The organism is Streptomyces roseolus (genome assembly GCF_014649855.1).
GTDB lineage: Bacteria > Actinomycetota > Actinomycetes > Streptomycetales > Streptomycetaceae > Streptomyces > Streptomyces roseolus.
This window is the reverse complement of sequence record NZ_BMTV01000029.1, coordinates 56,740-69,804: the sequence shown is the minus strand read 5'-3', so window position 1 is coordinate 69,804 and position 13,065 is coordinate 56,740. Positions and strand designations below refer to the sequence as shown.

Sequence of the window (13,065 nt, the reverse complement as noted above, 5' to 3'; positions counted from 1 at the left end):
CGGGATCCACTGCGCCGGTCCCGGGGTCCGCTGTACGACCCGCTCTCCTGGCTCGCCTCCGGCCCCGGCTCTCCGCCGGGGCCGGAGGCATGTCCGCACCCCTCGCTCAGGCGCCGTCCGCCTTCGCCTTCGCGTCGATCGCCGCGAGCGACCTGCGGACCTGGTTGCGGTCGGTCGTGTACCAGAAGTCGGGCATCGAGGCCTTGAGATAACTGCCGTACCGGGCGGTGGCCAGGCGCTGGTCCAGGACCGCCACCACTCCCCGGTCCCCCGTCGCCCGGACGAGTCGGCCGGCGCCCTGGGCCATCAGCAGCGCAGCGTGCGTCGCCGCCACCGCCATGAAGCCGTTGCCCCCGGCCTCCTCGACCGCCTTCTGGCGCGCGCTCATCAACGGGTCGTCCGGGCGCGGGAAGGGGATCTTGTCCATGACCACCAGCTGACAGCTGGCCCCGGGCACGTCCACGCCCTGCCAGAGCGACAGGGTGCCGAAGAGACAGGTCCGCGGGTCGGCCGCGAAGTTCTTGATCAGCTCGCCCAGGGTGTCCTCGCCCTGGAGCAGGATCGGGAACTCGGGGATGCGGGTCCGCAGCTCCTCCGCCGCCAGCTGCGCCGCCCGCATCGAGGAGAACAGGCCGAGGGTGCGGCCGCCGGCCGCCTGGATCAGCTCGGTCAGCTCGTCCAGCATGTCGCCCCGGTCGCTGTCCCGCTTCGGGGGCGCCAGGTGCTTGGCGACGTACATGATCCCCTGCTTCGGGTAGTCGAACGGGGAGCCGACGTCGATGCCCTTCCAGACCGGGAGGTCGTCCCCGGTGATGCCCTCGGGCGCGAGGCCGAGCGAGGCGCCCACGCCGTTGAAGTCGCCGCCGAGCTTGAGCGTGGCCGAGGCGAGCACGACGGAACGCTCGGTGAAGAGCTTCTCCCGCAGCAGCCCGGAGACCGAGAGCGGCGCGACCCTCAGCGAGGCGCCGAAGCGGTCATGGCGCTCGTACCAGACGACGTCGTACTCGGAGCCGTGGGTGATCCGCTCGGCGACGCCGTGGACGGTCTCGACCGAGGCCATCGCCTGCTTGCGGACCGCGTCCTCGTCCTGCACCGAGCGGTCCCGGGTGTTCCCCAGGGCGGTGATCACGTTGCGGGCCGCGTCGCGCAGCGCCGTCAGGGCGTACGCCAGATCCTCCGGGATCTTCTCCAGACGGCCCGGCAGGGCGAGCTCCATGACCCGCTCGAAGCCCTCCGCCGCGGTCTGGAGCTCGTCGGCGACCTTCTCGTCCACCAGCTTGGCGGCCCGGCGCACCGCCCGGTTCACCTGGCCGGGGGTGAGCTCGCCGGTGGCCACGCCCGTGACCCGGGAGACGAGCTCGTGCGCCTCGTCGACGATCAGGACCTCGTGCTGCGGGAGCACGGGGGCGCCCTCGATCGCGTCGATGGCGAGCAGGGCGTGGTTGGTGACGACGACGTCGGCGAGCTTGGCGCGCTCACGGGACGCCTCGGCGAAGCACTCCGCCCCGTAGGCGCACTTGCTCGCGCCGAGGCACTCCCGGGAGGAGACCGAGACCTGGCCCCAGGCCCGGTCGGAGACGCCGGGCGTCAGGTCGTCCCGGTCGCCGGTCTCCGTCTCGTCCGCCCAGTCGCGCAGCCGGATCAGGTCCTGGCCGAGCTTGCTGGTGGGCGCGGCCGCCTCGAAGGGGTCGAAGAGGCCCTCCTCCTCGTCCTGCGGCACCCCCTCGTGGAGGCGGTGCAGGCACAGGTAGTTCGACCGGCCCTTGAGCATGGCGAACTGGGGGCGGCGGCGCAGCTGCGGGTGGAGCGCCTCGACCGTCCTCGGCAGGTCGCGCTCGACGAGCTGGCGCTGGAGCGCCAGCGTGGCCGTGGCCACCACCACTCTCTCCCCGTGCGCGAGCGCCGGCACGAGATAGCCGAGCGACTTTCCGGTGCCGGTGCCCGCCTGGACGAGCAGGTGGGAGTTGTCGTCGATGGCCTCGGCCACGGCCTCGGCCATGGTGACCTGGCCGGGGCGCTCCGTGCCGCCGACGGCGGCGACGGCGGCGTGGAGGAGGTCGGGGAGGGATGGCTTCGTCATAGCGTTCCCAGCCTACGGGTCCGCGCCGACAGCGGGGGCACTCCTCCGGGTCACGCGAGGGGGTTGGGGACGGTGCCGTGGACGGCGGCGTGCGGGCGGTCGGGGCGGTCGCGGTAGCCGTCCATGTGCAGCCGGTTGCGGTTGAGACAGAGCCGTTCGATCCGGGGTGTGAGCAGGTCGAACAGCTCGAACCGCTCCTTCAGCTCGGGGAAGCGTTCCTGGTGGCGGAGGATCTCGGCGCGCACCAGGGCCCAGAAGTCCCCCTCCGGCACGTCGAGTTGTTCCTCGCACAGCGGGGCGAGGTAGCGGAGGACGCCGACGAAGAGCCCCGAATGGATGAACTGGGTGAGGAAGCCGGGCTCCTCGGTGAGGAGGACGGCGCGGACGTCCTCGGGCATCGTGTCGTGCTCGGGGAGCGGGTGGGCGCTGATGTTGACGTCGTCGACGAAGTCCTTGATCGCCAGGCGGACGGGGACGTCCTGCTCGTCGTAGACGACGATCGCGTTCTCGCCGTGCGGGGAGAAGACGGTGCCGTAGCGGTAGAGGAAGTGGAGCAGCGGCGGCAGCAGGGCGGCGAAGAGGTGGCGGAGCCAGACGGCGGGGGCCAGGCCGGAGCGCGTGACGAGTTCGGCGACGAAGGCGCGGCCCCCGGGGTCGGTGTGGAGCAGGGAGGCGAGGGTGCGGGCGCGCTCGCCGGGCGGCAGGCGGAGGGGTTCGCGCCAGATCGCACCGAGCAGTTCCTTGTACTGGTAAGGGACTTCGGGGAGCCGGTCGTAGAGGGGGTGCCCGACGGTGACGGAGGCGACCTCGCCGAGGAGGACGACGCCGCACTCCTCCCGGAGGAAGGGGTCGGCGTCGCGCAGGCCGTGGACCCAGGCGGTGACGGCGGGGGCGGCGAGGGTGCGTTCGGTGGGGAGGCCGCGCCAGACGAGGGTGTTGAGCACGGAGAGCGGCAGTTTCACGGTGTGCCGGTCGGGGCGGCTGGTGTTGAGGAAGGTGCGGATGGACTGCTGCGGCAGGCGGAGGTCGGTGTCGGCGGGGAGCGGGACGATGGCGCCGGAGGCGATGGCCGGGGCGTAGAGCGGGAGCAGGACCTCGTCCCACTGCCAGGGGTGGACGGGGAGCAGCAGGTACGCGTCCGGGTCGAGGCCTCTGGCGGTGAGCTCGGCGCGGAAGGCGTCGAGGACGGGTGCGTCGAGTTCGCCGGCGTAGAGGCGCTCGGGGGTGGCGAGTCCCGCGACGCCGCGGTAGGCGGCGATGCGGTTGCTGACCGCGATCCACGGGAGCCGGGTGGCGCGGCGGGCTTCGGGGGCCCAGCGGGCCGCGTCGCCGGCGGAGAAGCCGATGCGGCCCTTGTTGAGGACGAGCCAGGGGTGGCCTGTCTGGTGCCCTTCCAGCTCGGCGTAGGACAGGTCGGCGAGGCGGCCCGCGGGGAGGGCGGTGTGATCGAGGCGGGCTTCGGCGGCGAGGGTGGTGGAGAGCTCGCGGATGAGGTGGCCGAGGGTGGCGCCGTCGAGGCCGAGGAGCCGACGGGCGCGGACGAGCAGGTCGAGGGGGTCGGTCAGCGGGCGGCCGTCGAGGGTGATCGTGTCGGGGTCGACGCGCCAGCTGCCGTACGCGCCCCGGCGGGCCGTGAAGGCGAGGGGGGTGCCGTCGTCGAGGGCGAGGGCGTACCGGCCGGGGCTGTCGGGGCCTTCGGCGACGGGGTCGATGATCTCCTCGTAGGCGAACTCTCCCAGGGCCTTGGCGAGGGTGCGGGCGCCGGCGCGGGTCCAGGCGGTGGGGTTGAGCTCGGGGGGCGCGAGCAGTTCGGGGGCGGGCGCGGCGGTGGCCGCGGGTCGTCCGGAGTCGTGGGGTGCTGGGGACGTCGTCACAAGGACTCCTCGAAGGGGGAACCGCTGTGGGTCGAGCGGTGGATCAAGGGCAGTGGATGTTCACAGGACGTGACGGAGGGACCGGTCGCGGATCATGAGCGCGGCCCGTTTGTCGGGGAGGTCGATCTCCGCCGCGTAGCGGAATCCGGCGCTGAGGAAGGCCGAGACGGAGGGGGTGTTGCGGATGTCGGGTTCGGCGACGACGCGGGTGCAGCGGGGACGGTGGTCGAGGACGAGGTCGGCGACGGTCCGCAGGAGGACGGTGCCGACGCCGCGGCCGCGGTCCGCGGCGCCTCCGAGGAGGAGATGGACGCCCGTGTCGTGCGGGAGGGCCGGGTAGGCCCGGGCGAGCGGGTCGAGGTCGGCCCGGTAGATCTCGAAGTAGCTCATCGGGGTGGAGTCGAGGACGCCGAGGCAGGGGACGCTGCGGCCGTCGCCTTCGAGCTGGGCGCCGACGTGGTCGGCGGTGACGGTGTCGGGCCCGGCGAGTTCCCAGAAGGCCGCGACGGCGGGGTCGTTCATCCAGCGCGTGAGCAGGGGCAGGTCGCGCTCCGGGCGGACGGGGACGAGGCGGAAGACGCCGAAGCGGGTGACCGCCGGTGCCCAGGAGGCGACCGCGTCGAGGAGGTCGGTGCCGACGGCGGTTCCGGCTTCGGCTTCGGTCCTGGTGCCTGTGCCGGTACTGGTCCCGGTGCCGGTGCCGCTTCTGGCGAGGAGGTCGACGAGGTCGTCGACGCGGAGGTCGAGGGTGTCGTCGCCCGCCGGAGCGCCCGCCGTTCCGGCGGGCGGGTGGTCGGTGGCCGGGGTGCCGGCGTCGTGTCTGTGGTCCGGATGTATGGACATGCGGCGGTCTTCCGTGGGTCGGGGGCGCCCCTCGGTGGGTGGTCGGGGGACGCGCCGATGAGTCGGGGCGGGGGCGGCCGGTGGGGCCGCCGGGGCGTTCAGGCGCGGAGGGGGTTGGTGATCGTGACGTAGACGGACTGGGTGTCGACGGGGCCGACGAGCTCGTCGAGGCCGTGGAGGCGGGTGAGCAGGTTGGCCTTGCTGCGGAGGGTGGCCGCTTCGAGGAGGCGGTGCGGGAGGGGCGAGCCGAGGCCGGTGGCGGAGGCGAGGAAGGACCGGAAGGCGGCGAGGAGGATCCGCTCGTCGGCGAGCCGCTGGGCGCCGAAGGCGCCGATCAGACCGAGGACGTTGTTGATGCCGAGGTAGTAGGCGAAGCGCTCGTCCGTGACCTGGTCGGAGACGAAGGTGTCGCTGTGGGCGCCGATGCCGGGGAGGCGGCTCTCCAGCTCGGCCCGGTGGGACTCCCGGAAGTAGTAGCCCTGGTTGTCGCGGTAGCGGCCGCCGGTGGGCCAGCCGTCGGGGTCGAGGAGGACGAGGGTGTTCTGCTGGTGGGCCTCCAGGGCGATGCCGGCGTGGCCGTCGAGCCAGAGGACGGGGCGGACGACCTGGTCCAGGTAGCGGAGGAACCACTCGGCGGAGACCGCGGCGACGGGGCGGCCCGTACGGTCGGCGAGGCGGTCGACGAGGTCGGCGAGGCGGGAGCCCATGCCGGAGGCCCCGGGCCGGGGACGGGGCGCGGTGAGGGCCGCGAGGCAGACGGCGTCGTCGCCGGGACCGAAGGGGTTGTGCCGGATCATCAGGTCGAGTCCGGGGACGGGGGTCCCGTCGGGGGCGTCGACGGCGAGCCAGGCGGGGTCGCGGACGATGTCGAAGCCGGGGTGGGCGGCCTGCCACTCGTCGACGAGTCCGGTGCGCAGCAGGCGGTGGACCTCGACGCCGCGGTGGAGTTCCTTGCGGAGGTTCTCGCGGCGGGAGTTGGTGATGCGCAGGCCGAGGGAGAGCTTGAGCATGGCGCGGGCGCCGGGGCGGTGGACGGTCCGTACGGACGAGGTCGGGTGCCAGTGGCTGCCGTGGGGTCCCAGGTCGTGGAGGAGGCCCCGGTCGAGGAGGGCGCGGACGTCGGGGCGGTGGAGCAGCTCGCGGGCCTGCCAGGGGTGCAGGGGCAGGGGGGTGGTGCCGGCGGGGTGAGCGAGGCCTTCGGCGAGGCCGGCGGCGAGCTGCTCGGCGGTGACGGGGCGGCCTTGTTCGGTCCAGGCGGAGTCGGAGGCGAGGAGGGTCTGGTCGACGGCGAACCAGTGGAGGGGGAAGGCGCCGTGGAGTTCGGGCGAGTAGAGGCGGGCCTCGGCGTCGGAGAGGCCTTCGCGGCTCTTGGGGGTGGGGTGGAGCGGGTGGCCGAGGAGGAGGGACTGCTCGGCGGCGAGGAAGGGGTCGGCGTCGGGGTGGGGCCGGAGGTCGCGGCGGCGGGCGGTGAGGAAGTCGGCGGTGCGGCGGGCGGAGTCGGCGACGCGGCCGACGAGTTCGGTGGCCTCGGACCGGCCGGTCTCGCGGCTGAGGAGGGCGGCGAGGGTGACGGCGTCGACGGCCGGGGCCGTGGAGGGGAGGCCTTCCAGGGTGGGCGTGCCGAAGCGGTGCCAGCCGGTGGGCGACCAGTAGGCGACGGGGACGAGGAGGGCGGTTCCGCTGGCGTCGAGGGGGATGCGGAGGGCGGCGGTGTCGGGGGCGGAGAGGTTCTTCTCGCGGACCCAGCAGCGGAGGAGGTTCTCCAGGGCGGCGGCGTCGGCCGCGCGCCGCGGGTCCGGGTCGTCCAGCGGATCGGCGGCGGGGGCGCCGGAGCGGTGCGGTTCGCCGGCCCGGGTGTCTCCGGGGCGGGACGGCCGGAGGGGGGCGGGACCGTGGTGCTGGCGCGGGACCGTGGATTCCTCGGCGTCCGGGTGGGTCACGATCGCGGTCGGGGTCGCGGTCAGCTGGGAGGTGGGGGTGGCGTTCACGCGGGTTTCCTTGGGGAGGGGGCCGGGGGCGGTCCGGGTCAGTGGGACGGTCCGGGGGCGGGCCTGTGGGGGGCGGGCGGCCTGGGGACGTGGGCCCGTTCGGCGGCGGCGAGGGCGTCGGCGAAGCGGTCGAGGACGGCGGTGGCCTGCTCGTCGGTGAGGGTGAGCGGCGGGAGGAGCCGTACGACGGCGGAGTGGCGGCCGCCGAGCTCGACGATGAGTCCGCGGGCGAGGCATTCCTCCCGGACGGCTCGGGCGAGGGCCGGGGCGGCGGGCGGGACGGCGTCGTCGGGTCCCGCGGCCTCGGGGTCGACGAGCTCGACGCCGATCATGAGGCCGCGGCCCCGGACGTCGCCGACGCAGGGGTGCGCGGCCTGGAGCCCCTGGAGGCGGCCGAGCATGCGGGCGCCGAGGGTGGCGGCCCGGTCGGCGAGCCGGTTCTCGCGGACGTACGCGAGGGTGGCGGTGCCGGCGGCCATGGCGAGCTGGTTGCCGCGGAAGGTGCCGGCGTGGGCGCCCGGCTCCCAGGCGTCGAGCCCGGAGCGGTACACGACGACGGCGAGCGGGAGGGAGCCGCCGATGGCCTTGGAGAGGACCATCACGTCGGGGACGACGCCGCTGTGTTCGACCGCCCAGAAGGTTCCGGTGCGCCCGACCCCGGTCTGGACCTCGTCGACGACGAGGGGGACGGAGTGCCGGGCGGTGATGCTCCGCATGCGGCGCAGCCAGGCGTCGGGTGCGGGGAGGACGCCGCCCTCGCCCTGGACGGCCTCCACGATCATCCCGGCCGGGGTGGTGACGCCGCTCTTGGGGTCGTCGAGGAGGGACTCGGTCCACCGGGCGGAGAGTTCGGCGCCGCGCTCGCCGCCGATGCCGTAGGGACAGCGGTACGACTGCGGGTACGGGAGGCGGGTGACGCGGACGTCCTCGGCGCCGCCCGAGACGGCGAGGGCCCCGGCGGTCATCCCGTGGTAGGCGCCGGTGAAGGCGAAGAGGCCGCGGCGTCCGGTGGCGGTGCGGACCAGCTTGAGGGCGGCCTCGACGGCGTCGGTGCCGGCGGGTCCGCAGAACTGGACGCGCGCGTCGGCGGCGAGCTCCGGGGGGAGGGTGGCGAAGAGCTCGGAGGTGAAGGCGTCCTTGACGGGGGTGGCGAGGTCGAGGACGTGGAGGGGGGCGCCGGATTCGAGGACCTTGCGGATGGCTTCGAGGACGACGGGGTGGTTGTGGCCGAGCGCGAGGGTGCCGGCGCCGGAGAGGCAGTCGAGGTAGCGGCGGCCGTCGGCGCCCTCGATGGTCAGGCCGCGGGCACGGACCGGGACGATCGGCAGCGAGCGGGCGTAGGTGCGGGCGGCGGACTCGCGCTGGGCCTGCCGCCGCAGGATCGCCTCGTACCCGCCTCCCGCCGCCGTCCCGTACCCCCGCCGGGTCGGGGCGGTGGCTGAAGCTGATTCGGTAACGGCCACGGCTCGCTGTCCTCCCGCGATAACGGTTGCGTTGCACATCGACGGGGCGTCCGGGCGTGCTCGAAGGCCGCTCCGAGCGCCGCCGTTGTGTCCCCCGCCCGTACCAACGACGGGAACTGCCGGGGAACACGGGCCGGGGGCAAGATCCTTGGCGTGTCCCGGATCACGGCATGACAACGGCCGCACCGGCTCCGGAACCGCCGCCGGGGCGCGTACCGTCCCCTCCGGCACCGGCATAGTGGGGGCCGTCGTTCCCGCGTCCGGTCGGACGCGAGTGCGACCGAAGCCCGGAAATGCACCAGTTGACGTAGTCCCAGGGGGATCACGAGATGCGATCGATTCGTCCGCTGCTGATGGCGGCGTCCGCCGTCGCGGCGCTGACGCTCACCGCGACGGCCTGTGGCCCGACCGAGGAGAACGCAGGAGACAAGCCCAGCGCGCCGGTGAGCGAGAACCCGGTCGACAAGATCAAGATTCCGGAGGACCTGAAGCAGCGGCTGAAGGACCACGGGATCGATCTCGACAAGTGGCGCGACGGCGAGTGGAAGAACTGGGACAAGGACAAGTGGCTTCGCGAGGCGAAGGACTTCGTCAACCCGATCATCGAGGACCTCTGGGACCCGGACCGGATGCGGGACGCCGAGCGTCCCGAGCCGCGCCCGGTCGAGGAGGAGGACATCTCCGGTGACGAGGGCGTCACCGACCCGACGCCGGACCCGGTGAAGGCGCAGCCGGTGCCGGCGAAGTACCACGCGAACTCGCCCGCGTCCGGAAAGGTGTTCTTCGACGGTCCCGACGGTTCGATGGTCTGCTCGGCCACCGTGGTGAAGGACCCGGCCCACCCCGGCAAGTCCAACCTGGTGTGGACGGCCGGCCACTGCGTCCACAAGGGCAAGGAGGGCGGCTGGTACCGCAACATCGCCTTCGTCCCCTCCTACAACGACGCCGCGATGGAGACCTCCGCGCTGGAGAAGGCGACGCGCGAGCAGATCGCCCCGTACGGCGTGTGGTGGGCGGACTGGGTGAAGACCTCCGACGAGTGGATCGCGCAGGGCGCGTCCACCGGCGGCGCGGGTGCCCCGTACGACTTCGCGGTCATCCAGGTCACCCCGGAGAAGGGTTCGTCCGGCAAGTCCCTGGAGGAGACGGTCGGTACGGCCCTGCCGGTCGAGTTCAACGCCCCGGCCGTGCCGAAGATCAAGGCCATGACGGCCACCGGCTACCCGGCGGCGCCGCCGTTCGACGGCCAGAAGATGTTCCGGTGCGCGGACGAGCCGGGCCGGCTCTCGCTGAAGGCGGAGCAGCCGACGATGTACCGCATCGGCTGCACGATGACGGCCGGTTCGTCCGGTGGCGGCTGGATCGCGCAGGGCCGGGACGGCAAGCCGGCGCTGGTGTCGAACACCTCGATCGGCCCGTCGACGGCCGGCTGGCTGGCGGGTCCCCGACTCGGCGCCGAGGCCAAGGCGATCTTCGACGAGGTCAGCAAGAAGTACGCCGGCCGGTAGGCGGCACGCTCGCGGAGAGAGCCGCGGGCACGTGAGGAAGGGGGCGGGACCGGATCGGTCCCGCCCCCTTCGTGGCGCCTTGCCGTCGGCTCAGTGCGCGGCGGGGACGTACGGCGCGAGCGCCGCCGCCAGCTCCTCGTGCACCCGGGCCTTGACCAGCGTGCCCTCGGGGGTGTGCTCCTCGGAGAGCATCTCGCCCTCGGCGTGGACGCGGGAGACGAGACCGCCCTGCGTGTACGGCAGGAGGACCTCGATCTCCACCTCCGGGCGCGGCAGCTCGCGGTCGATCAGGGCGAGCAGCTCCTCGATGCCCTCGCCCGAGCGGGCGGAGACGGCCATGGAGTGCTTCTCGACGCGGAGCAGCCGCTGGAGGACCAGCGGGTCGGCCGCGTCGGCCTTGTTGACGATCACGATCTCCGGCACGTCGCCCGCGCCGACGTCCCGGAAGACCTCGCGCACGGCGGCCAGCTGCTCCTCCGGGGCGGGGTGCGAGCCGTCCACCACGTGCAGGATGAGGTCGGCGTCGGCGACCTCCTCCATGGTGGAGCGGAACGCCTCGACCAGGTGGTGCGGCAGGTGCCGGACGAAGCCGACGGTGTCGGCCAGGGTGTAGACCCGGCCGGACGGCGTCTCGGCCCGGCGGACGGTCGGGTCGAGGGTGGCGAACAGGGCGTTCTCCACCAGGACTCCGGCGCCCGTGAGGCGGTTGAGCAGGGAGGACTTGCCGGCGTTGGTGTATCCGGCGATGGCGACCGACGGCACCTTGTGGCGGCGCCGCTCCTGCCGCTTGATGTCACGGCCGGTCTTCATCTCGGCGATCTCCCGGCGCATCTTCGCCATCTTCTCGCGGATGCGGCGCCGGTCGGTCTCGATCTTGGTCTCACCGGGACCGCGGGTGGCCATGCCGCCACCGCCGCCGCCACCCATCTGCCGGGAGAGCGACTGGCCCCAGCCGCGCAGGCGCGGCAGCATGTACTGCATCTGCGCGAGGGCGACCTGCGCCTTGCCCTCTCGGGACTTGGCGTGCTGGGCGAAGATGTCGAGGATCAGGGCGGTCCGGTCGACCACCTTGACCTTGACGACGTCTTCGAGGGCGATGAGCTGGCCGGGGCTGAGCTCGCCGTCGCAGACGACGGTGTCGGCGCCGGACTCGACGACGATGTCCCGGAGCTCCTGGGCCTTGCCGGAACCGATGAAGGTGGCCGGGTCGGGCTTGTCGCGGCGCTGGATCACGCCGTCGAGGACGAGGGCACCCGCCGTCTCGGCGAGGGCCGCGAGCTCCGCCAGGGAGTTCTCGGCGTCCCGCACGGTCCCCGAGGTCCAGACGCCGACGAGCACGACGCGCTCCAGGCGCAGCTGCCGGTACTCGACCTCGGTGACGTCCTCGAGCTCGGTGGAGAGGCCGACGACACGACGCAGGGCCGCGCGCTCGGAGCGGTCGAACTGCTCGCCGTCCCGCTCTCCGTCGATCTCGTGGCTCCAGGCGACGTCCTCTTCCATCAGGGCATCGGCCCGAAGGCTCTCGGTGCGGCGCGACTGCGCGAAGCTCTGCTCGTCCTGGGAAGGGGAAGAAGAGGAGGTCATTGGATCCTTACGTCGGTTGGAACGATGATGTCGGTGACAACGCGCGGCGGCCCCGGAAGATTCCCGCAGGGTTCCCGGAGCGCGGGGAACTCCCCGCGCGGCCGCGTCGCCGACCTGAAAATGGTGACACGGCGGCCGGGCGGCCGTCACCCGGGTTTCCTCAGCGGGCGGCGTCCCGTGCGGGAAGGGAGCGCCAGTCCGGGTGGCCGGGCATCGGCGGGGTCTTCTCCCCGTACAGCCACCCGTCGAAGAAGGCGTCGAGGTCCTGCCCGGAGACCTGCTCCGCGAGGGCCGTGAAGTCGGCGGTGGCGGCGGTGCCGTCCCGGTGGGCGGCGACCCAGCGCCGCTGGAGCCGGTCGAAGGCGTCGGCGCCGACGGTCTCCCGCAGGGCGTAGAGGACGAGCGCGCTGCCGTCGTAGACGACGGGCCGGAAGAGGCTGATCTTCTGCCCGGGCGCGGGCGGGCGGGGCGCCGCCGGGGGCCCGCCGTCGGCGCGCCAGCCGTCGGAGGCGGCGTACGCGGCCTTCATCCGCTTCTCCAGGGACTTGCCGGCCGTCTCGTCGGCGTACAGCGCCTCGTACCAGCTGGCGTGCCCCTCGTTGAGCCACAGGTCGGACCAGGTGCGCGGGGAGACGCTGTCGCCGAACCACTGGTGGGCCAGCTCGTGGACCATGACGGCGTCCACGTACCACTCGGGGAAGCGGGGGTCGGTGAAGAGGCGCCGTTCGAAGAGGGAGAGGGTCTGGGTCTCCAGCTCGAAGCCGGTGGTGGCGTCGGCGATCAGCACGCCGTACGTCTCGAAGGGGTACGGGCCGACCTTGCCCTCCATCCACTCCAGGTGGCCGGGGGTCCTGCGCAGCCAGGGCTCCATGGTCTCCCGGTCCTGGGCGCGGACCACGTCCCGGATCGGGAGGCCGCGCGGCCCGGTGCGGTGGAGGACGGCGGAGCGGCCGATGGAGACCTGGGCGAGTTCGGTGGCCATGGGGTGGTGGACGCGGTAGGTCCAGGTGGTGGTGGCGCCGTTGTCGTCACGGCCGGCGGGCAGGCCGTTGGCGACGGCCGTCAGCTCGCTCGGGGCGGTGATCCGGAAGGTGAAGGCGGCCTTGTCGGAGGGGTGGTCGTTGGACGGGAAGACGCGGTGGGCGGCGTCGGCCTGGTTGGCCATGGCGAGGCCGTCGGAGGTGCGCACCCAGCCGCCGCTCGCGGCGGGGCCGCGGGGGTCGCTGGTGTGGCGGACGGTCACGGTGACGGCCTCGCCGGCGTCGATCGGCACGACGGGGGTGACGACCAGGTCCTCGCCGCCGGTCGCGAAACCGGCCGGTACGCCGTCGACGGTGACGCCGGAGACCGTGCCGTGCGTGAAGTCGAGGTGGAGCCGGTCGAGGTCGGCGGTGGCGAGGGCGTCGACGCGGGTGACGGCGGCCAGCGGCTCGGTGTTCACACCGGAGTAGGTGAGGTCGATCTCGTAGGCGAGGACGTCGTACCCCGGGTTCCCGAGGTGGGGGAAGAGCGGGTCGCCGATGCCGAGCGGGGTGGGGGCGGGCACGGTCGCGGCGACCAGTCCGGCGCCGGCGGCGACGAGCCCGGCGGTCCGCAGCCAGGGACTCCGGCGCGGTCGCCGGGGGGCGGGCGGGGCCCCGGTCGCGGGGGCGTCGGCGCCGGGGGCGCCGGTGGTGGGGGCAGGCGGGCGGGGCGGGGAAGTGTGCGCCATGGGCCAGGGCTACC

General features: G+C 73.7%; 8 protein-coding genes. 1 reads left to right on the top strand and 7 read right to left on the bottom strand.

Annotated features, from left to right (window positions below):
* Positions 1-106: 106 nt before the first annotated feature.
* From IE245_RS29290 to IE245_RS29270, 5 genes are all read right to left on the bottom strand, one after another.
* Positions 107-2,080 (bottom strand): ATP-dependent DNA helicase, encoded by a 1,974-nt coding sequence (locus IE245_RS29290; RefSeq protein ID WP_189952974.1) that lies wholly within the window; start codon positions 2,078-2,080, stop codon positions 107-109.
* 50 nt (positions 2,081-2,130) lie between these two features.
* A complete protein-coding gene (locus tag IE245_RS29285; protein ID WP_189952972.1) occupies positions 2,131-3,954 on the bottom strand; it encodes an IucA/IucC family protein in 1,824 nt (607 codons plus the stop codon).
* Between the two features lie 60 nt (positions 3,955-4,014).
* Positions 4,015-4,797, bottom strand: coding sequence for a GNAT family N-acetyltransferase (locus tag IE245_RS29280; RefSeq protein WP_189952969.1), 783 nt, complete (start codon positions 4,795-4,797; stop codon positions 4,015-4,017).
* A gap of 98 nt (positions 4,798-4,895) precedes the next feature.
* On the bottom strand, positions 4,896-6,785 hold the full coding sequence (locus IE245_RS29275; protein ID WP_229851650.1) for an IucA/IucC family protein: 1,890 nt from the start codon (positions 6,783-6,785) through the stop codon (positions 4,896-4,898).
* A gap of 38 nt (positions 6,786-6,823) precedes the next feature.
* The gene (locus IE245_RS29270; protein WP_373305423.1) at positions 6,824-8,248 is read right to left on the bottom strand and encodes a diaminobutyrate--2-oxoglutarate transaminase family protein; all 1,425 of its coding nucleotides are present in this window, start codon (positions 8,246-8,248) and stop codon (positions 6,824-6,826) included.
* Between the two features lie 329 nt (positions 8,249-8,577).
* Here IE245_RS29270 and IE245_RS29265 point away from each other — a divergent pair, with 329 nt between their 5' ends.
* On the top strand, positions 8,578-9,756 hold the full coding sequence (locus IE245_RS29265; RefSeq protein WP_189952966.1) for a trypsin-like serine peptidase: 1,179 nt from the start codon (positions 8,578-8,580) through the stop codon (positions 9,754-9,756).
* 90 nt (positions 9,757-9,846) lie between these two features.
* Here the strand turns inward: IE245_RS29265 and hflX are convergent, their stop codons facing one another.
* Both hflX and IE245_RS29255 read right to left on the bottom strand, forming a co-directional pair.
* The gene (gene hflX / locus IE245_RS29260; RefSeq protein ID WP_189952964.1) at positions 9,847-11,340 is read right to left on the bottom strand and encodes a GTPase HflX; all 1,494 of its coding nucleotides are present in this window, start codon (positions 11,338-11,340) and stop codon (positions 9,847-9,849) included.
* 160 nt (positions 11,341-11,500) lie between these two features.
* Entirely contained in the window at positions 11,501-13,051 is a 1,551-nt protein-coding gene (locus IE245_RS29255; RefSeq protein WP_189952962.1) for a M1 family metallopeptidase, read from the bottom strand.
* Positions 13,052-13,065 lie beyond the last annotated feature (14 nt).

What these genes read in the sequence shown, in the direction of transcription:
- IE245_RS29290 (WP_189952974.1), bottom strand. Translation starts at nt 2,080, where the DNA reads ATGACGAAGCCATCCCTCCCCGACCTCCTCCACGCCGCCGTCGCCGCC.
- IE245_RS29280 (WP_189952969.1), bottom strand. Translation starts at nt 4,797, where the DNA reads ATGTCCATACATCCGGACCACAGACACGACGCCGGCACCCCGGCCACC.
- IE245_RS29265 (WP_189952966.1), top strand. Translation starts at nt 8,578, where the DNA reads ATGCGATCGATTCGTCCGCTGCTGATGGCGGCGTCCGCCGTCGCGGCG.
- hflX (WP_189952964.1), bottom strand. Translation starts at nt 11,340, where the DNA reads ATGACCTCCTCTTCTTCCCCTTCCCAGGACGAGCAGAGCTTCGCGCAG.
- IE245_RS29255 (WP_189952962.1), bottom strand. Translation starts at nt 13,051, where the DNA reads ATGGCGCACACTTCCCCGCCCCGCCCGCCTGCCCCCACCACCGGCGCC.